Source organism: Kingella sp. SNUBH-2017, assembly GCF_028680565.1.
Classification (GTDB): Bacteria; Pseudomonadota; Gammaproteobacteria; order Burkholderiales; family Neisseriaceae; genus Kingella_D; species Kingella_D pumchi.
In genome coordinates, this window is record NZ_JAPHVK010000003.1 from 16534 (window position 1) to 36720 (window position 20187).

The following is a 20187-nucleotide window of genomic DNA, read 5'->3' on the forward strand; positions in this document are numbered from 1 at the left end:
CGTCTCCCATCCGATCGCACGCTTTGGCGTGCGGTTTTTTTGCCGACAGAACTTTCAGGCTGCCTGAAAGTTCTGAAAAACACGCCGCCGGATGGCGTTTCAAAGCAGCCTGAAAAGCCAAACGCTTGGGGCAGGGTGCCGCTATCCGCTTTCAGGCTGCTTTGTCCCGCAACAACAGTCCCTAACGCAAGCAGCCTGAAAGCACCCAAAAGCCGTTTCAGGCTGCCTGAGAAGCGCGACACTTGCGCTATAATCCGCCGCTTTCAACCGCCCGCGACGCCATGTATTTTCTAACCGAACTCGTCCGCCTGCTCGAGCAGCGCGGCCATGTTTTTTCCGCCGACCCGCGCGTGGCCGAAGAGAGCCTGCGCGACAGCCCGCTGCCCTTTGCCGAGCGGCTGGCGCGCCGCGCCGAAATGGCCGACCGCGACCACGCGCTGCGCGACCGCCTGGCCGCCCACGAGCGCCGTCTGCACCAGTTGCTGCGGCTGGCCACGCTGCTGTGGCTCGGTGCCGGCTTTGCCGCCGGCTGGGCGCTGATGGCGCAACGCAGCCTGAATTTCCTGCTGCTGCTGGCCGGCGTGCTCAGCGTCCACAGCGTGATGCTGCTGCTGTGGCTGGTATCGGCGCTCGGCCGGCGTCCGCCGAAAACGCTGCTGGCGCCGGACAACTGGCTGCGCGGCAAAGACGCCGTTTCCCAAGCGATGCTGCGGCTGTATGCCGAAGCCGCCGGCCAAACCGTGCAGCGCTGGCGTTTGGGCGCGGCCATGCACCGGCTCTCGCTGGCGGCGCTGGGCGGCATGACGCTGGCGGTACTGCTAATGCTCTCGGTGCGCCAGTACGGCTTCAACTGGGAAAGCACGCTGTTGGACAGCGCCGCTTTCGGCCATCTGGTGCAGGTGCTGGGCTGGCTGCCGGCCAAACTCGGCTTTGCCGTGCCCGATGCCGCCGCCGTTGCCGCCAACCGCAATCAGGCGCAGGCCGGCGATGCCGCCGCCTGGGCGGGGCTGCTGCTGGGCAGCATCGTCTGCTACGGCCTGCTGCCGCGCGCCGCAGCGTGGCTGTTCTGCCTGTGGCACGGCCGCGGCCGTCTGGAGCCCGACTGGTCGCAGCCCTATTACCAAACCATTATCGGCCGCTGGCAGCGCAGGATTACCGACAGCGCCGCCGACTACCGCGCCGACGCCCCGCAGCCTGCGCCCGCGCTGCCGGCCGCCGCCGCCCAGCATTGGGCGCTGCTGCTCGATACCGCCCATCCCGAGCGCGACTGGTACCGCGACCTGCTCGGCCGCGACTGGCAGGACTGCGGCGTGATTGCCGAACGCAGCGAGCTGGCGGCGCTGGCCGAACGCCTGCAACACGCCGCCGCACCGGTACAGCTGCTGGTCGGCATCCGCGCCACCCTGCCGCCCGACCGCGGTATGACCCGCCGGCTGGAAACCCTGTCCGCGCAGGCCGCCGGCGGACTGATCGTTCAGCTCTACCTGCCCGCCGGCACCGATCCCGCCGCCGGCAGCCTGCAAGAAACACTGGCGCAATGGCGCGATACCCTGCACCGCTACGGCTGGCCGTGGATCGAACCGCCGCAAACCAGCCAACTGCCGCCTAAAGCATCAGCCGGCAAAGCAGTCTGAAAACGTCCAAAACCGCTTTCAGGCTGCTATGCTTGCGAAATATCAAAAAGCAGCCTGAAACAGCGTTTACCGCTTTCAGGCTGCTTTTGTTTTGGTTGGCGCGCTTTGGTTTTGAGAATGCCGCTGCGGCAAATATTTTCAGGCTGCCTTGGGTATTCAAGGCAGCCTGAAATGCTTTTGGCGGGCGCAGATGGGTTGCAGGCTGCTTTGGCTGGGCAGCCTGAAAAATCAGCCGCCCAAGTCTGTAAATTCGCTGCTGCTGCGCGACATGGCGATCAGGACAATCCACCAGACGCCGACGAAAACCAGGAAATAGGAAAAGGCGAACAGCCCGCGCTCCCAGGGGCTCATCGGCGGCATCGGGCAGCGGCTGCATTCGGCGGTGGAGCCGCCGAGTATGGTGTAGAAGAAAGCGTCGGCGGCAAGCAGGATCAGCGGCTTGCGGTAATGCCGCCACAGGGTTTGCAGGCGTTCGCGCATGGTGCGGTCCTTTTTGGGGATTTCAGGTTGCTTGGGTGTAAGGCAGCCTGAAAATTTTTAAGACGCGGCGGGCGATTGGCGATCGGGTATCCGCTTATTTTTGCCCGGCCGGGTGCCTTGTTTTGGGGAACGCTATTTGGCAAAACTGGCGCTTCGGATGCCGCCAAGATTGCTGGCTATGCGGGCAATGACGGCTTGGTTTGTTTTTCAGGCTGCTTTGTGTGGCAAAAAGCAGCCTGAAAGTCTGCAGCGGCGGTTTAGTCTTTGCTGACAAAGCGTTTGTTTACGCGCAGGCGCTCGCCGCGGCCGGCTTTTTTGATTTCCAGCCAGTCGGCGTAGATGGCGTGAATCAGTTCGCGGTCGGTGTCGAAGCCGTAGTTTTGCGGGTTGATGTTGAGGGCGGCGAGCTGTTTGAGCACGTCGCTTAGGCGCGCCCAGCCTTCGGCGTCGGCGGCGGCATCGACGGCCTGCTGCACGGTGGGGATGACGCGGGTTACCGGCAGTTTGCCGTTTTTGGCTTTGGCGGCGGGTTTGGGCTGGGCAGCCGGGGTTTCTGCGGCGGCGTTCTCTTGGCTTTTCAGGCTGCCTTCGCTGCCGGTTTTGCGCGGTTTGCGGCCTTTGGCTTGGCTTTCGACGGCATCGGCGTTGTTGGCGGTGTTTTCAGGCTGCTTTTGGCTTTCAGGCTGCTTGGTTTCGGTTTTGTCGGCGGCTTTGTCGCTGCGGCGGCGCACTTGGAGCTGGTTGTTGTCGGTGCGGTGTTCGAAGATGTCGAAGGATTTGATGAGTTCCGAGAGTTTGCCGTAGCCGTAAAGGCGGGAGTCGAAATCGGGGTTGGTTTTGTTGATGTAGCTGCCGATGGGGCCGAGGTTCGCCCAGCCGAGATCGTCGGCGTTTTCGCGTACGGCGCGTTTGATCAGGGTGAGGGCGTCGGCGGCCGGTTCGGTGGTGCTGTCGGCATCACTGCTGTTTTTGCCGTCGCTGCGGGCTTTGGTTTGGTTTTTGTGGGGGCGGAAGATTTCGGTGTAAACGAATTTGTCGCAGGCTTTGCGGAAGGCTTCGGGGGTTTTCTTTTCGCCGAAACCATATACGGTGCGCCCGCTTTCGCGCAGGCGGCTGGCCAGGCGGGTGAAGTCGGAATCGCTGGAAACAATGCAGAAGCCGTCAAAATTGCCGCTGTAAAGCAGATCCATGGCGTCGATCACCAGCGCCATATCGGTGGCGTTTTTGCCTTTGGTGTAGGCAAACTGCTGCACGGGGATGATGGCGTGGGGCAGGAGTGCGGCTTTCCATTTGGAAAGGCCGTGGCTCCAGTCGCCGTAGATGCGTTTGACGCTGGCGATGCCGTATTTGGCGATTTCTTCGAGCAGGCGGTCGATGATGTCGGCGGGGGCGTTGTCGGCGTCGATCAGGACGGCGAGTTTGGTGTTGGCGTTGTTGGCGGTCGTCATTTTTCGGGGGCTTTCGGGAACGGGTTTATCGGTAGCGCACGTTTTCGGCGGCGTCGATGCGGATGCGGCCGCTGCGCAGCAGGCGGGTCAAGACCAGCGCGGCGGTGGCGGGGCTGTGCAGCTTGGCGGTCAGAAGCTGCATCAGCGCGGCTTTTTTCTTGGGACGGTTTTTTTTCAAGAGCGCCAGCACTTCGGCTTCGTTTACCGGCGGCAGGTCGCAATCGGCCAGCAGGGTAAACACCGGCTCGGCGGTTTTTTCAGGCTGCTTCGGTGCTGCCGCACGGACGGCGGGCGGTGGCGGCGGGGTGAATACGGCGGGCATCTGCGGTGCGGCAGGCAGCGGCAGTTTGGCGTTTGCCGTTTCAGGCTGCTTGTGCGGGGCATTGTCTGATTCTGAGCGCTGCAGCCGGCGGGCGAGTTTTTTGCCGAACTTGGCGGCATAGCGCACGCTGGCTTGCGGATAGGCAGCCTGAAAACGCTTGGCCAGCCGTTTGAGCTTTTTGCGTGGCGAAACCAGCACCACGCGGGCGGCGGGCGTGGCGGAGAGCACCGCTTCGGCTTCGGCGGCGATGCGGCGCAGCGGTTTGCCGGTGGCGCACAGGCCGCATTCGGCACCGAGCTGCGGCAGCACGCGCCTGAGCGATTTTTCGCTGCCGTACAGGCTGATGCGCCAGCCTTCGACGGGCAGGCGGCGCCATTTGGCTTGGACTTTGGTGGTGTCGATAAGCAGATGCTGCATAAGGCTTCCTTTCCGTGCACAAACGCCGTTTCAGGCAGCCTGAAACGGCGGTGGGTGGGGCTTAGCCGGGTTTGCCGACATTCTGCGTCAAAAGCTGCAGATTGCGTTCGGCCTTGGTAACGAAGGGGTTGTCGGCATCCCAGGCATAGCCGGCGAATATCGAAGTGAGCTGGCGGCGCGCTTCGCCGCGCAGCGCTTCGGAAAAGACGATGTTTTGGAAACTCTGGTCGTACCAGCCGGTAACATAATGACGAAAGGCATTGACGCCGAGATTAAGCGCGTCGGCAAATTCGCTCTGCCAATCGACTTTCTCGCCCTGAAAGTGGCGGTCGATGATGTCGGCGGCGAGTTTGGCGGAATGGACGGCGGTGGTCACGCCACTGGAAAACGCCGGATCGAGAAACTCGGCGGCATTACCCAACAGCGCGAAATGGCGGCCGTATAGCGCTTTGACGCTGGCCGAATAGCCGCGCAGATACAGTGCGGGAAAGCCGTTGTCCCACACCGCGTTTTGCAGGATGCGCGCCGGCAGCGGCATTTCTTTGGCGAATTGTTCGATCACCGTTTCCGAGCCGCTGATGCCGGCGAAATGCTCGCCCGAGCCGACGACGCCGATGGATGAGCGGCCGTTGCTGAAGCAGGTGAGCCACAGCCAGACGTCGCGGTGCTCGGGGTGGACGCAGACCAGGGTTTTGTTGCGGTCGAAATCGGGATCGGTGATGTGGTCGTCGATATGGGTGAAGTGGACTTGGCGCGGCGGCAGCGTCGAGGGCATGTCCCAGCCCAACAGGCGCGGCAGCGCGCGGTAGTAGCCGCTGGCATCGAGCACGAAATGGGTGTCGATCACGTATTTGGTGCCGTTTTCGTCTTCCACGCCGAGCTTGGCGCTGTCGCCGCCGTTGTTGAAGGCGGAAACGGTTTCGCCGAAACGCACTTCGGCGCCGGCTTTGATAGCGGTGTCGATCAGAATCTGGTCGAAACGGTCGCGCTGGACGTGAAAGGCATGGCTGGGGCCGGCGGCGGTTTTTTCGTTGAAATTGAAGCTGGCGTAGCGCTCGCCCCATGAAAAGGCGGTGCCGTTTTTGTATTGGAAGCCGATGCCGTTTTGCACCGCGTCGGCCATGCCGGCTTCTTCCAGAATCTGGATGGCATGCGGCAGCAGGCTTTCGCCGATAACGAAGCGCGGAAAGTGTTGCTTTTCCAATACGCAGACATGGTAGCCGCGGCGGGCAAGCAGGGTGGCGGCAACTGCGCCTGAAGGTCCGGCGCCGATAATGGCGATGTCGAAATGGTGGATCATGTGTGGCTCTCGGGTGACAGGCAGCCTGAAAGGGGCAAAACCGCTTTCAGGCTGCCTGCCGGCAATCCGCGGGGCTAGCGCGTAAGTTTATGTTCTGTAAAAAGCTATGCCGGCGCAAACGCCGTGCGCGCTTCAGGCAGCCTGAAAAGAGCAAACAGCGGGTTTTTTCAGGCTGCCTGAAACTGTATGTAATAAGGCATATTCTACAATAAAAACATGGTTGCCAAGCCGAGAAAAATCATAAAGCCGCCCGAATCGGTTACCGCGGTAATCAGCACCGAGCTGCCCAGCGCCGGGTCGCGGCCGGAGCGCTCCATCAGAATCGGAATCAGCACGCCGACCACCGCCGCCAAGAGCAGGTTGAGCGTCATCGCCGCCACCATCACCAGGCCGATGCCGATGCTGTCGTAGAGCAGCCACGACACCAGCCCCATCACGCTGCCCCAAATCACGCCGTTGACCAGCGCCACGCCGATTTCTTTTTTCAAAAGCCGGATGGCCTGCGCGCCGGAAATCTGGCCGACGGCCAGCGCGCGCACAATCATGGTGATGGTCTGGTTGCCCGAATTGCCGCCGATGCCGGCCACAATCGGCATCAGCGCCGCCAGTGCGACGATTTTCTCGATGCTGCCTTCAAAGGCGCCGATCACACGGCTGGCCACAAAGGCGGTAACCAGATTGATCGCCAGCCACATCCAGCGGTTTTTCACCGAATCCCACACCGGCGCAAACAGGTCTTCTTCTTCCTTCAAACCGGCCATATTCAAGATATCGGCTTCGGATTCTTCGCGGATCACGTCCACCATTTCGTCCACGGTCAGACGGCCGATCAGCTTGTCGGCGGCATCGACCACTGGCGCGGTTACCAAGTCGTAGCGCTCGAAGGCCTGCGCCGCTTCTTCGACGTCGTCTTCCGGCCGAAAGCGCACCACGTCGGTGGCCATCACGTCGGCCACCATTTCTTCGGGCGCCGATACCAAGAGTTTGCGGATCGGCAGCACGCCCTGCAGGGTGTCGTTGTCGTCCACCACAAAGATTTTGTCGGTATGGTCGGGCAGGCTGTCGAAACGGCGCAGATAGCGCAGCACCACTTCGCAGCTCACATCGGCGCGGATGCTGACGGTTTCAAAGTTCATCACCGCGCCCACCTGGTCGTCGCGGTAGGACATGGCAGCCTGAACCTGGGCGCGCTCTTCTTCATCACGGGTTTGCAGCGCTTCGGCTACCACATCCTGCGGCAGATCGTCGGCCAAATCGGCCAGATCGTCGGCTTCCAAGTCTTCCACCGCCGCCAGCAGCTCTTCGCTGTTCATCGCTTCGATCAGCGTTTCGCGCACCGCGTCGGACACTTCCAGCAGCACTTCGCCGTCTTCTTCGGGCGCAGCCAAACGCCACACCAGCACGCGCTCTTTGGGCGGCAGCTGTTCGAGCACGTCGGCGACGTCGGCCGGATGCAGCTCGTGCAGGATGCCGGTCAGCGTTTGCAGACGGCTGTTGGTTTGCGGGTCGGAAAGGGTGTTGTCGGCCGCGATCAGCGCGTAGTGCGGCAGCAGCGACTCGGCCAGATCGTGGATGCGTTCGATGTCGATGGCGCCCTGTTCGGCAGGACGGCGATCGTCGGTGGTTTGAGGTTCCATAAATGCTCCGCCTGCCTGTGCGGCGGGCATTCAGGCAGGTTTAGGGTGTGTGTGGGAAAGAATGGCTCGGTAACGAACTGGGAAGGTCCATAATCGGCGCCCGCGCGTTTGAAAGCGGGCCGGCGGTTGGAAACGGCGCGCATTCTACACGCTTTGCGCGGCGGCGGCAGCGGAAATTCAGGCAGCCTGAAAACCGCAACCGCCGCGCCGCGGGCAAATGTTTTCCGCAGGCGGCGGTTTTGGCGGATAATCGCGGCTGCGCGCAGGCAGCCTGAAAACGCTTTTCAGGCTGCCTGAGGCCGGAAAATCCCGTTTCACCACCAATAAAGAAAACTGCCATGCACACCGTTTTTTATCTCGAAAACCACGAGCACATCGCCCTGTGCGATCTGCTCAAAGCCGCCGGCCTGGCCGAGAGCGGCGGCGCCGCCAAAAGCGCCATCGCCGCCGGAGAAGTGAGCCGCAACGGCGAGACCGAAACCCGCAAAACCGCCAAAATCCGCACCGGCGAGCGCATCGAATTTGCCGGCAGCAGCATCGAAGTGAGGGCGGGCCATGACGCCGGATAAACCCCTGCTGAGCGAACCGGAAGCGCCGGAAGACTGGGAATGCTGCGGCAGCGAATGCGGCGAAGCCTGCATCCACGACATCTACCGCCGCGAACTGGCCGCCTATCGGGCGCAGCAGCGCGAGCTGGTAGAAACCGCGCAAACTGCCGAGTCGCCGCCGGCCGAATAATCCCGTTTTGCCCCTTTATCCGTTTTCAGGCTGCCTTAGCCGCCAGCGCAAAGCAGGCAGCCTGAAAGCCGTTTGATTGTGAAAGGAAGCCCGATGGCCTACCGTTTTTCCCTGCCGTCTTCATCCGGCAGTATCTTCAACAGCGAAGACAACTTACCGCTGGTGCTGTATTTCTACCCCAAAGACAGCACCCCGGGCTGCACCACCGAAGGATTGGACTTCAACGCCCGGCTCGCAGACTTTCAAGCGCTCGGCTACACCGTGGCCGGCATCTCGCGCGACAGCGTCAAAAGCCATCAGAATTTCTGCGCCAAGCAGCAGTTCCGTTTCGAGCTTTTGAGCGACGCCGACGAAACCGTCTGCCGCCTGTTTGACGTCATCAAAAGCAAAAAACTCTACGGCCGCGAATACGAAGGCATCGAACGCAGCACCTTTGTGCTCGATGCCGCCGGCGAAATCCGCCACGAATGGCGCAAGGTCAAAGTAGCCGGCCACGCCCAGCAGGTGCTCGACACCCTGCGCGCCGAAGCAGCCTGAAAACCCGAAGCAGCCTGAAAAAGCGGTTTTCCCCTTTTCAGGCTGCCTGAACGTTTGTCCCACCGAAAGACTAAGCATGTATCCCACCGCCCCCCCCGGCTACCGCTGCGGTTTCATCGCCATCGTCGGCCGCCCCAACGTCGGCAAATCGACGCTGATGAACCACCTGATCGGCCAGAAAATCAGCATCACCAGCAAAAAAGCGCAGACCACCCGCCACAAAGTAACCGGCATTTACACCGACGACACCGCCCAATTCATTTTCGTCGATACCCCCGGCTTCCAAACCCACCACCGCAACGCCATCAACGACCGCCTGAACCTAAACGTAACCGAAGCGCTCTCCGGCGTCGATGCCGTTGCCTTCGTCATCGAAGCCATGCGCTTTACCGAGGCCGACCGCACCGTTATCCGCCAGCTGCCCAAACATGTGCCGGTGGTGCTGGTGCTCAACAAAATTGACCGCAGCAAAGCGCAAAACGCCCACGAGCTGCAGGCCTTTATCGACAGCGTTACAGCCGAGTTCCCTTTTGCCGCCACCGCCACCGTCAGCGCCAAACACGCTCTGGGGCTGGCCGCGTTGCTGCAGCAGCTCAAAGCCTACCTGCCCGAAGGCGAACCGCTGTATCCCGAAGACATGGTTACCGATAAATCCGGCCGCTTTCTCGCCAGCGAAATCGTCCGCGAAAAGCTGTTCCGCTATCTGGGTGAAGAGCTGCCCTATGCGATGAACGTCGAAGTCGAGCAGTTCCAAGTCGAAGAAGACGGCCTGCACCGCATCCACATCGCCGTGCTGGTGGAGAAAGACAGCCAAAAAGCCATCCTGATCGGCAAAGGCGGCGAAAAGCTGAAAAAAATCTCCACCGAAGCGCGGCTGGATATGGAAAAACTGTTCGACGCCAAAGTCTTTTTGCGGGTATGGGCGAAAGTCAAATCCGGCTGGGCCGACGACATCCGTTTCCTGCGCGAATTGGGCATGTAGCCCGCATCCGAGCCGTCTTCGTCCAATATTTTCAGGCTGCCTTGAATCCCCAAGGCAGCCTGAAAATATTTGCCGCAGCGGGAAAAGCGCTAACGGCGGCGTTGGCGAAACCGAAGTGTGCAAACCAAAGCAAAAGCAGCCTGAAAGCGGCAAACGCTGTTTCAGGCTGCTTTTGAGTGTATTGCAGGCATGGGCAGCCCGAAAACTATTTTTTCCAATAGCCGGGCGTAAACAGGATAAATACGGTGAAGATTTCCAGCCGCCCCAGCAGCATCACGGCGGCGCACAGCCATTTTTGCAGGTCGGTCAGCGCGGCGTAGTTGTGGGCGGGGCCGACGATGCCGAGGCCGGGGCCGGTGTTGGTGATGCAGGCAATCACGGCGCTGATGGCGCTGATCAAGTCCATGCCGCTGATCATCAGGGCGAAGGTGGCGGCAACCACGGTCATAAAATAGGCGAAGATAAAGGCCATAATCGCCATGGCGAGGTGTTCGGTCAGGCTGCTGCCGTTGACTTTTACCGTGCGCACGGCGTTGGGGTGCTGCAGCAGTACGGTTTCGCGCAGCGAGAATTTGGCCAGGGCAATGGCGCGGGCGAGCTTGATGCCGCCGCCCATCGAGCCGGTGTTGGCCAGTACGTTGGAGAGAAAGAACATCCACAGCGATACGGTGAGCGGCCACACGCCGAAATCGGTGTTGGCAAAGCCGCTGGCCAGGCCGATGGAGATGAAGTTGAAACCGACGTAGCGCAGCGCATCGCCCAAGCCGTAGCGGCCGGTGAAGTAGAAATAAAGGGTGGCGGCGGCAATGCTGGCGGCCAGCAGCAAGAGCAGGGTGCGCACTTCTTCGTCGCGCCAGTAAGGGCGCAGACAGCGGTGGCGCAGCGCTTTGAAGTGGGTGGCGAAATTGATGCCGCCGGCCAGGGTGGCCAGCGCGATTACCCATTCGACCGCGGCCGAATCGAAGGCGGAGATGCCTTTGTCGCGGGTGGAAAAGCCGCCCAGCGCGAAGGCGGACATGGCGTGGCAGACGGCGTCGAACCAGCCCATGCCGGCCAGGTGCAGCCCTAGGCCGGTGAGCAGCGTGCAGCCGAGATAAAACAGCCACAGCCGCTTGGCGGTTTGCGAGATGCGCGGCGCCATTTTGGCGTCTTTTTCGATGCCGGGGATTTCGGCCTGAAACAGGCGCGTGCCGCCGACGCCGAGCATCGGCAAAATCGCCACCGCCAGCACGATAATGCCCATGCCGCCGAGCCAGTTAAGCATGTGGCGCCAGAAATTGAGCGAGGGCGCAAGGGTATCTAGCCCGCTCATAATGGTGGCGCCGGTGGTGGTCAGCCCGCTGATGGCTTCAAAAAAGGCATCGGTAAACGACATCTCTTCAAAGTAGAAATAAAACGGCATCGCCGCAATCAGCGCAAACGCCAGCCACAGCATGGTCACCAGCGCGAAGCCGTCGCGCGGGCGCAATTCGTGGTGGTGGCTGCGGGTGAAAAACCACACCGGCAGGCACAGCGAAAAGGTGATCAGGCCGGTGGCGGAAAACACCGTTTCGGCGCCGTCGTGAAAATAAAACGACACCGCCGCCGGCACCAGCATCAGCACCGCGAGCAGCATGCCGAGCTTGACGAGAATATGCAGGGTGGGCAGGATTTTTCGCATAACAGAACATCAAAGGCGCGATAAAGGCAGCCTGAAAACGGCAAAAACGGTTTTCAGGCTGCCTTGTTTGGTGTTACCTGAATGTTTCAGGATGCTGGGATTCCGGGGTGTTTTGACAATCAGCATTGCAGCGGCTTTTGCGGCATAAACTTCCAATGCCGACAGCTTACGCAAGTCCGCTACGCTACCCCCGCGCAGGCGGGAATCTTGTTTCGGATTGGATATCGGACTGCTTATCCGCGCATTGCCGCCGTCCCAACCAAGATTCCCGCCTGCGCGGGAATGACGCTGCTTGGGCGAATCTTGGGTTTTGCCGGGGCTTTCAGGCTGTCTTTTGTATTTCAAAAGCCGATTGCCAACAGCTCCCTAGGCTTCTTTATTCTCCGCCGCTTTTTGTCGCAGGCGCAGGCCGAGTTCGCGTAGTTGTTTGTCGTCCACCGCGCCGGGGGCGTTGGTGAGCAGGCATTGGGCGCGCTGGGTTTTGGGGAAGGCGATGACGTCGCGGATGGACTCGGCGCCGGTCATCAGCGTAACCAGTCTGTCCAAACCGAAGGCCAAACCGCCGTGCGGGGGGGCGCCGAATTTCAGGTTGTCGAGCAAGAAGCCGAATTTTTCCTGCTGCTCTTCGGGGCTGATTTTGAGGGCGGCGAACACTTTTTCCTGCACTTCGGCGCGGTGGATACGGATGGAGCCGCCGCCGATTTCCCAGCCGTTGAGCACCATGTCGTAGGCGCGGGCGAGGCAGTGTTCGGGGTCGCTGTCCATCAGGTCTTCGTGACCGGGTTTGGGCGAGGTGAACGGGTGGTGCATGGCTGCCCAGCGGTCGTTTTCTTCGTCGTATTCGAACATCGGAAAATCGACAACCCACAAAGGTTTCCATTCGTCCACGAAGTAGCCGTTGTCTTTGCCGTGTTCCAAACCGACTTTGATACGCAACGCGCCGATGGCTTCGTTCACGACTTTGGTTTTGTCCGCGCCGAAGAAGATGATGTCGCCGTTTTGTGCTCCGGTACGCGCAATGATTTCTTTCAGGGCGTTTTCAGACAGGAATTTCACGATTGGAGATTGCAGGCCGCTGTCTTCGCCGTTGGAGAGGTTGCTGACATCGTTCACTTTGATGTACGCCAAACCTTTCGCGCCGTAGATGCCGACAAATTTGGTATATTCGTCGATTTCTTTGCGGCTGAATTTCGCGCCGTTCGGTACGCGCAGGGCAACCACGCGGCCGCCCTTCATGTCGGCTGCGCCACGGAAGACTTTGAACTCTTCCGTTTTCATCAGGTCGGTCAACTCGGTGAATTTCAGGCTGATGCGCATATCGGGTTTGTCGGAGCCGTAGTAGAACATGGCTTCGGCGTAAGGCATACGCGGGAAATCGCCCAAGTCCACACCCAGCGCGTCTTGGAAGACTTGTTTTGCCATGCCTTCGGTGATGTCCATGATTTCATCCTCGTTCAAGAACGAGGTTTCCAAGTCGATTTGGGTGAATTCAGGCTGGCGGTCGGCACGCAGGTCTTCGTCACGGAAGCACTTAGTGATTTGGTAGTAACGGTCGAAACCCGCCACCATCAACAGTTGTTTGAACAATTGCGGCGATTGCGGCAGAGCGAAAAACTCGCCCGGATGAACGCGGCTCGGCACGAGGTAGTCGCGCGCGCCTTCGGGGGTGGAGCGGGTCAGCATCGGGGTTTCGATGTCGATGAAGCCTTGTGCGTCCAGATAACGGCGAACGCCCATAGCGACTTGATAACGCAGGCGCAGGTTGCGCTGCATCACCGGACGGCGCAGGTCGATAACGCGGTTGCTCAGGCGCACGTTTTCGCTGATGTTTTCGTCGTCGATTTGGAACGGCGGCGTAGCGGCGGCGTTCAAGACTTCGATTTCTTTGGCAAGGATTTCGATTTTGCCGGAAATCATTTTGTCGTTGGTCGTGCCTTCGGGACGGTTGCGTACGCGGCCGGTAATGCTCAAAACGTATTCGTTGCGGGCGGAATCGGCAGTGGCAAACGCTTCGGGCGTGTCGGGGTCGATCACGACTTGGACGATGCCTTCGCGGTCGCGCAGGTCGATGAAAATCACCCCGCCGTGGTCGCGGCGGCGGTGCACCCAGCCTTTCACGGTAACGGTTTGGTCGAGATATTGTTCGCTGATTAGGCCGCAATAGTTGGTACGCATGGTTTTTCTTTCTGGTTTCAATAATAAAGTAGGGGAAAAGGGGTTTTAGAAACTGTTTTCAGGCTGCCTCAATTAAATCGTATTCTGCAAGGGCATCTTCCCACAGCAAATGACGGTTGGCGGTAAGCGTTCTTTTAACAATTTGTTTGAACAGCTCGGGTTCGGATACGGTTTCTTCAAACGCATAATGTTGCCAAATGCGTTTAATGGCGGCGCTGTCGTGGGCATCAAGCGCGATGGCTTGGGCGGTTTCTACATCGCAACAGCCGTAGCCGTCAAATGAAATGCGCCGTAAACAAACGGCATCGCCGTGGTTAATAAAGTCAATAAACGCGCAATCGCCCACGCAAAAATAATAATCGGCAGGGCGTGATAGGTTGTAATAACTGGGTTCTACTTGCATGGGGGCTCTTTTTAGGCAGCCTGAAAAGGTTTATTCGTTTTTGGTATCCGGTTTTTGCGGGGCATTTTCTTCGGCTTCCGCCTTCCATTCCTGAAATATCAGTTCTCTTAGGGCTTCTTTTTCGGCTGTGTCGGGTTGGCCGTAGTAGCGGAGGGTGAAGGCTTCGGTGCGTTTTCCGGATTCGTTGTGTGCAGGTATCCGGTCGGCTTCGTGAAACTGCGCGTGCGCTGCCACGGCATGTTGCTCGTTGATTAGGATATAGAGCTTGTTGTCGTCGCGCGGATGGCGCAGGGTGGAAGCGAGATAGCGTCGGCCGTTTATCCTTATTTCGCCGTTGGGGCCGCTCGAACTCAGGGCGTCTTCAATCCAAACCTGATCTTCTGCGGGGATTTCGGGCAGGATTTGGCTACGCCAAACTTGGCGGTAGGCGGATTTTTTGAGCAGCTCGGACAGATGGCGATCGGCTATCCATTCAATTTCTACGGATTTGGCGGCGGCGGGCGCGGCAAGGGCCAGCATCAGGGCAAGGGCGGCGGCAATTCGGGCAAGGCGGGGCATGGCGGGCATTTGATAAAACGGGTTAAAGCCTTTTCAGGCTGCCTGAAAAGGGCAAACGGGCGGATTGCAAAACTTTGTGCGGTTTTAATCGGGCTTTCAGACGGCCTCAGAGGCCGTCTGAAAAGGTTTATTTTTCTTCTTTGTCGGTGGCGAGTTTCTGCAGGGCGGCTTTTTCAGCATCAGTGGGTTTGCCGTAGTAACGGGTGGCGAGGATTTCTTGGGTGCCGTTTCTTTCGACATGCAGCACCACGGCGCGCTGTTTGTTCAGCAGGATGTAGATGCTGTTGCTGATGCAGTTATGCGGCTGGCACATGGTGGTGGCGATGTAGCGTTTGCCGTCCACCGTTACCGCGCCTTCGGGAACGGTGGGGCCGTCGGCGTCTTTAATCCAATATCTGTCGCTTTGGGGCGTGTGCGGCACGATTTGGCTGCGCCACACTCTGCGGTAGGCGGGTTTTTCGAGCAGGTAGAACAGGTAGGTGTCGGCGTCTTTTTGGCTGACCTGTTGGGATGTTTGGCCGGTTTGCGCGGGCTTGGCGGCGGCGGGGGCGGCTACGGCCAGCGCGAGGGTGAGGGTGGCAAGGGTTTTTAGGGTGAGGGTCATGGCAGATTCTCCTGGGGGTGGGGCAAGTGGAAAAATGTTTTCAGGCTGCCTGAAGCTGCCTAAGGCAGCCTGAAAAGGGCAAACGGGCGGATTGTAATGCTTTGCGGGCTTTTGTGCAGGTTTTCAGGCTGCTTTTTCCTGCTTTCAGGCAGCTTGAAAACGGTTTAGGGCCGAGCGGACAGCATGGCTTCCAGGCGGCGGGCGGCGGCGGCGATTTGCGGGTCGTCTAGCCAGCTGTCCAAATCGGCTTCGCTTTGGTTGTCGGCCAGATCCATATATTGCGCGACGCTGGCAAAGGCGGCGGCAAAGCATTCGTCGACATTTAGGCCGGGCTCTTGCAGCAGCATCCAGTTGTCGAGCAGCACCAGAAAGGCAAGGTTGTGTAGTTCGGTATCGCCGTTGCCGTGCTGCTGCTCGAGCGCGGTTAGGGCATCGAGCTCGGCGGCGATGGTTTCAGGCTGCCAATTATTGCTGCGCACGGCTTGGCGTAGGGCGTGAAAATGGGGCTGCATGGCCGGCGGCTCGCGCAGGAAGTTATCGGCCGGCATTTGGGCATCGACGGCGACGACAAGCGCCTGCACCAGCTGCCGCGCCTGCGTTTGGCCGATGCCGTGCAGGCGCTGGCCGAGGTGGTGTTGGAAGTCGTCGTAGCTGCGCATGGTTTTCAGACTGCCTTAGTCGGTTTCGCGGCGGAAGTCGCTTTCGAGAATAATGGCGGATGCGGGTTCGGCGGGGCTGACCATGCCGAGGGAGATCACGTATTTCAGGGCGTCGTCCACGCTCATGTCGAGAAAGCGCACATCGCTTTCGCGCACCATAATGTAGTAGCCGCCGGTGGGGTTGGGGGTGGTGGGAACGTAAACGGGAATATAGTTTTCGTCGGGCAAAACGGCGGCGATATTGGGCGGCAGGCTGCCGGATACGAAGGCCAGCGTCCAGATATCGGGCTGGGGGAAGGGCACCAGCACGGGGGTTTTGAAGGAGCGGCTGTTGTCGGAAAACAGGGATTCGGAGATTTTTTTAACGCTGGAATAGATGGATTTGACTACCGGAATGCGGCCAAGCAGGGAGTCCCAGCCTTCGAGTATGGTTTTGCCGAGTATGTTGGCGGCGAACACGCCGGTAACGAACAATACGGCCAGCGCCAGCAAAAAGCCCAGGCCGGGCAGGTTGAAGCCGAGATAGGTGGCGGGCTGCCATTGGGCAGGCAGCAGGTTGGTCAGGCCGTCGCTGGCGGAGATGATGTAGGCGATGATGCGGATGGTCACGACGATCGGCAGCCATACCAGTATGCCGGTAACCAGATATTTGCGGATGATTTTGCCGATGGTCGGCCGTGGTTCGCTCATTGGGGGAACTGTGCGGGGGAAAAGGCGGGATTATAGCGCAAAGCGGGCGGCGCCCGTATGGCTTTTGCGTGCGGGAAACGGTTTTTAGGCTGCCTGCGGCTTTATGGTGCGCAAGGCAGCCTGAAAATTGGCGGCAACGTGCTTTACAGACCGTCCCAGTCGCGGAACATCACGCCCAGACCGATGCCTTTTTGCTTGTGGTTGTAGTCGATCAGGTTTTCGCCGTAGCCGTAGAAGCCTTGCAGATAGGCTTTGAGCTTGCCTTTGATCGGGAAGGTGTAGCTCACTTCCATCGCGCCTTTGCCGCTGCCGAAATTGAAGCGGGTAAGGGTGGAGAGGGTGTGTTTTTCGTTGATGCGGTAGCTGGTGCGCAAATCGCCGTAGCCCATGTATTTGCCGATGTCGGGGTTGTCGTCCTTTTCTTTGCGGCTGGGGTCGATGCGCGCCCATACGCGCGGCACCACGGTGAATTTGCCCCATTCGGCGCCGGCCATCAGGTAAATGCGGTTCCACGAGCGCGACAGCGGGCGGCTCTGGCCGTTGGACTGGTGGACGTAACCGGCGCCCACCATCCGCAGCTTGCCGCCGAAGGGCAGCGCGGCTTTCACCGGTTGGGTGATGAAAATTTCCGGCTGGTAGTCGGAATTGCGGAAAGGCGCGGATTTCTTGCCCTGGTTGTAAACTTGCCAGTTCGACTGCTGGGTGTAGCCGAACCACACGTCGGCGCGGGTTTTGAACAAGTCCTGCAGCAGCTTGGTTTTGAAGGAAACCTGCATTTTGGTTTCCAGATGTTTTTGCTCGGAATGGACGTCGTTTACGGTAACGCCGCGGGTAGGCGTTTGCGGGTAGTAGTTGGGACTGCTGCGGTACCACAGCGGAATCAGGTACATCGGATTGTGCTCGCGCACCGACAGCAGGCCGTTTTCGTCGTTTTTGTCCAAATCGTAAAGCAGGCTCAGGTCGCTGTAGGCATCGGCGGTGTGCTCGGGCAGGTTGGCTTCGCTGAACACCACTTGCGGCGATTTGCTCTCAATGCTGCTGCGGTAGCTGTTTTCCAGATCGACGGTTTTTGACGCCTGATCGCCTTCGTGCGGTACAATCGGCTTGCTCGGCGGCAGCTGGCGGCCGTAGATTTTGTCAAAGCAGGCCAGGCGCACGATGCTGTCTTCAATCAGCGTGCAGGAGAGCGCGGCATCTTGGGGGTTTTCGGCGTGGACGGCGCCGGCAGCCAGCAGCAGCGGCAAAAGGGCGGTTTTTTTCATCAGAACGAATCCGGGGAAAAGGGTTGTTCGGGCAGCCTAAAAGCGGCTGGGGCAATGGGTTCAAAGAATTTTCAGGGCGGCATTCTAACCGATTTTTATGTGAAAACGGCAGACGCGAAAAGGCAGCCTGAAAACTTTTTCAGGCTGCCTGTGCGGCATCGGGATCAGACCGAGAAAGAAGAGCCGCAGCCGCAGGTGGTTACGGCGTTGGGGTTGCTGCGGATCACGAACTGCGAACCCTGCAGGCCTTCGGTGTAGTCGATTTCCGAGCCGAGCAGATATTGGTAGCTCATCGGGTCGATCAGGAATTTCAGGCCTTGTTTTTCGATTTCGAAGTCGTCGTCGTTTTTGATTTCGTCAAAGGTAAAACCGTATTGGAAGCCGGAGCAGCCGCCGCCGTTTACGAAGACGCGCAGCATCAGGTCGGGGTTGTTTTCTTCGGCAATCAGGTCGGCCACTTTGGCGCAGCAGGAATCGGTAAAGATAATCGGGCTTTCGTCGGACATGGTGTGTCTCCTTTCGGAAGATGTTGCAAGGGTGCGTTTATATGGGCGCGGGCTATGGGTTTCAAGACCGCGCAGGCGTAATGCTACGCCGAACGGGGCTAAAGGGCAATAAGCGTTTGTTGTAGCGGGCTAATTGCGACGCATTTGCATGGCGAAAACCGCCCACCTGTACGCTCGGGCAGCCTGAAAATTTACGCCAGCAGCTTTCGCCAGCGCTCGATCTGGCGGCGTACTTGTTCGGGCGCGGTGCCGCCGGTGTGGTTGCGCGCTTTCAGGCTGCCTTCGGGGGTGAGTACCCGGTAAACGTCGTCAGCAATCAGATCGCTGAAGTTTTGCAGCTCGGCAAGCGACAGGTCGGCCAGATCGACGCCTTTGCTTTCGGCCAGGCGCACGGCGCGGGCAACGGCTTCGTGGCTGTCGCGAAACGGCAGGCCTTTTTTCACCAGATAGTCGGCCAGATCGGTGGCGGTGGCGAAACCCTGCATCACCGCCGCGCGCATGTTTTCGGGTTTGACGCGGATGCCGCGCACCATTTCGGCGTAGATTTTCAGGGTCTGTACCAGCGTATCGACGGTATCGAACAGCGGTTCTTTGTCTTCCTGATTGTCTTTGTTGTAGGCTAGCGGCTGAGATTTCATCAGCGTGAGCAGCGCCATCAGGTGGCCGGTGATGCGGGCGGACTTGCCGCGCACCAGCTCGGGTACGTCGGGGTTTTTCTTCTGCGGCATAATCGACGAGCCGGTGCAGAAGCGGTCGGCCAGATCGATAAAGGCAAAACGCGGGCTCATCCACACAATCAGTTCTTCGGAAAGCCGGCTCAGGTGGGTCATCAACAGCGCGGCAGCGGCGGTGAATTCGATGGCGAAATCGCGGTCGGACACGGCATCGAGCGAGTTTTGGCACACTTCGTCAAAGCCGAGCAGGCGGGCGGTGGTTTCGCGGCTGACGGGGTAGGTGGTGCCGGCCAGCGCGGCAGCGCCCAAGGGCAGGCGGTTGAGCCGTTTGCGGCAGTCGGCCAGGCGCTCGCGGTCGCGGCCGAACATTTCCACATAGGCCAAAAGATGGTGGCCGAAGCTCACCGGCTGGGCAACCTGCAGATGGGTGAAGCCGGGCATCACGGTTTCGCTATGTTCGGCGGCCACGTCCAGCAGTGCGTGCTGTAAATCGGCGAGCAGTCCGGAAATGTGGTCGCTTTCGTCGCGCAGCCACAGGCGGATGTCGGTGGCGACTTGGTCGTTGCGGCTGCGGCCGGTGTGCAGGCGTTTGCCGGCATCGCCGATTTTTTCGGTGAGCCGGCGCTCGATATTCATGTGCACGTCTTCCAAATCGAGCGACCATTTCAGGCTGCCTGCGTCGATTTCTTCCAGGATTTCGGCCATGCCGCGACGGATGTCGGCCAAATCGCTTTCGCTCAATACGCCGGCTTTGCACAGCATCTGCGCGTGCGCCAGCGAGCCTTGGATGTCGTGGCGGGCAAGACGGTGGTCGAAGGGAATTGACGCGGTGTATTGTTTGACCAGCTCGGATACGGGCTCGTCAAAACGGCCGGACCAGGTTTTATTGTTCATTTTCGCTTCCTTTGTAGTGGGGCAGGTGCTTCGTTCAGGCAGCCTGAAAACGGAAAAACGGCTTTCAGGCTGCTTGGGGATTGGGGCAAATTAAAACAGGCGGCTTTCAGGCTGCCGGTATTTTTCAGGCTGCCTTTGGCTTTTAATGGTGTTCGCGCGCGTGGTTGATGGTGTATTTGGGGATTTCGACCACCAGGTCTTCATCGGCCATAACCGCCTGGCAGCTTAAGCGCGAATCGGCTTCCAAGCCCCAGGCTTGGTCAAGCAGGTCTTCTTCCAGTTCGCTGGCTTCTTCCAGGCTGTCGAAACCCTGGCGCACAATCACATGGCAGGTGGTGCAGGCACAGGATTTTTCGCAGGCGTGGTCGATTTCGATGTCGTTGTCGAGCAGGATGTCGCAGATGGTTTCGCCGCTGGGGGCGTTTTCGATGACTTTGCCTTCGGGGCACAGGTCGGCGTGCGGCAAAACGGTGATTTTTGGCATGGTTTGGCTTTCTTTATCGTTGGATGGTGTGCGGAAAACGGGCGGTATTGTAGCGTAAAAGCCTAAGCGCTTCAGCGCTAAAAACCTTACTTTTGCAGGCTTATTTTGCGGCTTTGTACGGCA

Annotated in this window: 21 protein-coding genes; 5 read left to right on the plus strand and 16 right to left on the minus strand. The window is 59.5% G+C overall.

Annotated elements, in window-relative coordinates:
• Positions 1–281: 281 nt before the first annotated feature.
• On the plus strand, positions 282–1634 hold the full coding sequence (locus OP500_RS03490; RefSeq protein ID WP_274070197.1) for a DUF2868 domain-containing protein: 1353 nt from the start codon (positions 282–284) through the stop codon (positions 1632–1634).
• Positions 1635–1862: 228 nt separating this feature from the next.
• On the opposite strand, the gene OP500_RS03495 is transcribed toward OP500_RS03490, so the two are convergent.
• The 5 genes from OP500_RS03495 to mgtE all read right to left on the minus strand — a co-directional run bounded on the left by OP500_RS03495 (position 1863) and on the right by mgtE (position 7238).
• Positions 1863–2114 (minus strand): peptide ABC transporter permease, encoded by a 252-nt coding sequence (locus OP500_RS03495; RefSeq protein ID WP_238746256.1) that lies wholly within the window; start codon positions 2112–2114, stop codon positions 1863–1865.
• A gap of 257 nt (positions 2115–2371) precedes the next feature.
• A complete protein-coding gene (locus tag OP500_RS03500; RefSeq protein WP_274070198.1) occupies positions 2372–3562 on the minus strand; it encodes an NYN domain-containing protein in 1191 nt (396 codons plus the stop codon).
• A gap of 25 nt (positions 3563–3587) precedes the next feature.
• A complete protein-coding gene (locus OP500_RS03505) occupies positions 3588–4301 on the minus strand; it encodes a hypothetical protein (RefSeq protein WP_274070199.1) in 714 nt (237 codons plus the stop codon).
• A 61-nt stretch (positions 4302–4362) separates the two neighbouring features.
• Positions 4363–5601 carry an NAD(P)/FAD-dependent oxidoreductase gene (locus OP500_RS03510; RefSeq protein ID WP_274070200.1) on the minus strand — a complete coding sequence of 413 codons (1239 nt, stop codon included), beginning with the start codon at positions 5599–5601 and terminating at the stop codon, positions 4363–4365.
• A gap of 203 nt (positions 5602–5804) precedes the next feature.
• Positions 5805–7238: a magnesium transporter gene (gene mgtE, locus OP500_RS03515; protein ID WP_274070201.1), complete on the minus strand. Its 1434-nt coding sequence runs from the start codon at positions 7236–7238 to the stop codon at positions 5805–5807.
• A 338-nt stretch (positions 7239–7576) separates the two neighbouring features.
• On the opposite strand from mgtE, the gene OP500_RS03520 reads away from it, so the two are divergent.
• The 4 genes from OP500_RS03520 to era all read left to right on the plus strand — a co-directional run bounded on the left by OP500_RS03520 (position 7577) and on the right by era (position 9495).
• Positions 7577–7807, plus strand: coding sequence for an RNA-binding S4 domain-containing protein (locus OP500_RS03520; protein WP_238746247.1), 231 nt, complete (start codon positions 7577–7579; stop codon positions 7805–7807).
• A complete protein-coding gene (locus OP500_RS03525; RefSeq protein WP_238746245.1) occupies positions 7794–7976 on the plus strand; it encodes an oxidoreductase-like domain-containing protein in 183 nt (60 codons plus the stop codon). Before OP500_RS03520 ends, OP500_RS03525 begins: the two co-directional genes overlap by 14 nt.
• A gap of 93 nt (positions 7977–8069) precedes the next feature.
• Entirely contained in the window at positions 8070–8513 is a 444-nt protein-coding gene (locus OP500_RS03530; protein ID WP_238746243.1) for a peroxiredoxin, read from the plus strand.
• A 76-nt stretch (positions 8514–8589) separates the two neighbouring features.
• A complete protein-coding gene (gene era, locus OP500_RS03535; RefSeq protein ID WP_238746241.1) occupies positions 8590–9495 on the plus strand; it encodes a GTPase Era in 906 nt (301 codons plus the stop codon).
• Between the two features lie 205 nt (positions 9496–9700).
• Here era and OP500_RS03540 read toward each other — a convergent pair whose 3' ends face one another.
• From OP500_RS03540 to fdx, 11 genes are all read right to left on the minus strand, one after another.
• On the minus strand, positions 9701–11155 hold the full coding sequence (locus tag OP500_RS03540; RefSeq protein WP_274070202.1) for a TrkH family potassium uptake protein: 1455 nt from the start codon (positions 11153–11155) through the stop codon (positions 9701–9703).
• A gap of 366 nt (positions 11156–11521) precedes the next feature.
• Positions 11522–13330, minus strand: coding sequence for an aspartate--tRNA ligase (gene aspS / locus OP500_RS03545; protein WP_238746238.1), 1809 nt, complete (start codon positions 13328–13330; stop codon positions 11522–11524).
• A gap of 58 nt (positions 13331–13388) precedes the next feature.
• Positions 13389–13733, minus strand: a complete 345-nt coding sequence (locus tag OP500_RS03550; protein WP_238746236.1) for a hypothetical protein — start codon at positions 13731–13733, stop codon at positions 13389–13391.
• A 30-nt stretch (positions 13734–13763) separates the two neighbouring features.
• Positions 13764–14300 (minus strand): Ivy family c-type lysozyme inhibitor, encoded by a 537-nt coding sequence (locus OP500_RS03555; RefSeq protein WP_238746234.1) that lies wholly within the window; start codon positions 14298–14300, stop codon positions 13764–13766.
• Between the two features lie 118 nt (positions 14301–14418).
• Complete coding sequence (locus OP500_RS03560; protein WP_274070203.1) at positions 14419–14895, minus strand: Ivy family c-type lysozyme inhibitor; 477 nt, start codon at positions 14893–14895, stop codon at positions 14419–14421.
• A 164-nt stretch (positions 14896–15059) separates the two neighbouring features.
• A complete protein-coding gene (locus OP500_RS03565) occupies positions 15060–15554 on the minus strand; it encodes a hypothetical protein (protein ID WP_274070204.1) in 495 nt (164 codons plus the stop codon).
• 15 nt (positions 15555–15569) lie between these two features.
• Positions 15570–16244, minus strand: a complete 675-nt coding sequence (locus OP500_RS03570) for a DUF502 domain-containing protein (RefSeq protein WP_238746229.1) — start codon at positions 16242–16244, stop codon at positions 15570–15572.
• A gap of 143 nt (positions 16245–16387) precedes the next feature.
• A complete protein-coding gene (locus OP500_RS03575; RefSeq protein WP_238746228.1) occupies positions 16388–17506 on the minus strand; it encodes a phospholipase A in 1119 nt (372 codons plus the stop codon).
• Between the two features lie 164 nt (positions 17507–17670).
• Positions 17671–18012 carry an iron-sulfur cluster insertion protein ErpA gene (gene erpA / locus OP500_RS03580; RefSeq protein WP_238746226.1) on the minus strand — a complete coding sequence of 114 codons (342 nt, stop codon included), beginning with the start codon at positions 18010–18012 and terminating at the stop codon, positions 17671–17673.
• Between the two features lie 191 nt (positions 18013–18203).
• Positions 18204–19580 carry an argininosuccinate lyase gene (argH, locus tag OP500_RS03585; protein WP_238746224.1) on the minus strand — a complete coding sequence of 459 codons (1377 nt, stop codon included), beginning with the start codon at positions 19578–19580 and terminating at the stop codon, positions 18204–18206.
• A gap of 142 nt (positions 19581–19722) precedes the next feature.
• Positions 19723–20064 carry an ISC system 2Fe-2S type ferredoxin gene (gene fdx, locus OP500_RS03590; RefSeq protein ID WP_238746222.1) on the minus strand — a complete coding sequence of 114 codons (342 nt, stop codon included), beginning with the start codon at positions 20062–20064 and terminating at the stop codon, positions 19723–19725.
• Between the last annotated feature and the right edge of the window lie 123 nt (positions 20065–20187).

Excerpts from the sequence above, each read along its gene's own strand:
- OP500_RS03490 (WP_274070197.1), top strand. The coding sequence starts at position 282 with ATGTATTTTCTAACCGAACTCGTCCGCCTGCTCGAGCAGCGCGGCCAT.
- OP500_RS03495 (WP_238746256.1), bottom strand. The coding sequence starts at position 2,114 with ATGCGCGAACGCCTGCAAACCCTGTGGCGGCATTACCGCAAGCCGCTG.
- OP500_RS03500 (WP_274070198.1), bottom strand. The coding sequence starts at position 3,562 with ATGACGACCGCCAACAACGCCAACACCAAACTCGCCGTCCTGATCGAC.
- OP500_RS03505 (WP_274070199.1), bottom strand. The coding sequence starts at position 4,301 with ATGCAGCATCTGCTTATCGACACCACCAAAGTCCAAGCCAAATGGCGC.
- OP500_RS03510 (WP_274070200.1), bottom strand. The coding sequence starts at position 5,601 with ATGATCCACCATTTCGACATCGCCATTATCGGCGCCGGACCTTCAGGC.
- mgtE (WP_274070201.1), bottom strand. The coding sequence starts at position 7,238 with ATGGAACCTCAAACCACCGACGATCGCCGTCCTGCCGAACAGGGCGCC.
- OP500_RS03520 (WP_238746247.1), top strand. The coding sequence starts at position 7,577 with ATGCACACCGTTTTTTATCTCGAAAACCACGAGCACATCGCCCTGTGC.
- OP500_RS03525 (WP_238746245.1), top strand. The coding sequence starts at position 7,794 with ATGACGCCGGATAAACCCCTGCTGAGCGAACCGGAAGCGCCGGAAGAC.
- OP500_RS03530 (WP_238746243.1), top strand. The coding sequence starts at position 8,070 with ATGGCCTACCGTTTTTCCCTGCCGTCTTCATCCGGCAGTATCTTCAAC.
- era (WP_238746241.1), top strand. The coding sequence starts at position 8,590 with ATGTATCCCACCGCCCCCCCCGGCTACCGCTGCGGTTTCATCGCCATC.
- OP500_RS03540 (WP_274070202.1), bottom strand. The coding sequence starts at position 11,155 with ATGCGAAAAATCCTGCCCACCCTGCATATTCTCGTCAAGCTCGGCATG.
- aspS (WP_238746238.1), bottom strand. The coding sequence starts at position 13,330 with ATGCGTACCAACTATTGCGGCCTAATCAGCGAACAATATCTCGACCAA.
- OP500_RS03550 (WP_238746236.1), bottom strand. The coding sequence starts at position 13,733 with ATGCAAGTAGAACCCAGTTATTACAACCTATCACGCCCTGCCGATTAT.
- OP500_RS03555 (WP_238746234.1), bottom strand. The coding sequence starts at position 14,300 with ATGCCCGCCATGCCCCGCCTTGCCCGAATTGCCGCCGCCCTTGCCCTG.
- OP500_RS03560 (WP_274070203.1), bottom strand. The coding sequence starts at position 14,895 with ATGACCCTCACCCTAAAAACCCTTGCCACCCTCACCCTCGCGCTGGCC.
- OP500_RS03565 (WP_274070204.1), bottom strand. The coding sequence starts at position 15,554 with ATGCGCAGCTACGACGACTTCCAACACCACCTCGGCCAGCGCCTGCAC.
- OP500_RS03570 (WP_238746229.1), bottom strand. The coding sequence starts at position 16,244 with ATGAGCGAACCACGGCCGACCATCGGCAAAATCATCCGCAAATATCTG.
- OP500_RS03575 (WP_238746228.1), bottom strand. The coding sequence starts at position 17,506 with ATGAAAAAAACCGCCCTTTTGCCGCTGCTGCTGGCTGCCGGCGCCGTC.
- erpA (WP_238746226.1), bottom strand. The coding sequence starts at position 18,012 with ATGTCCGACGAAAGCCCGATTATCTTTACCGATTCCTGCTGCGCCAAA.
- argH (WP_238746224.1), bottom strand. The coding sequence starts at position 19,580 with ATGAACAATAAAACCTGGTCCGGCCGTTTTGACGAGCCCGTATCCGAG.
- fdx (WP_238746222.1), bottom strand. The coding sequence starts at position 20,064 with ATGCCAAAAATCACCGTTTTGCCGCACGCCGACCTGTGCCCCGAAGGC.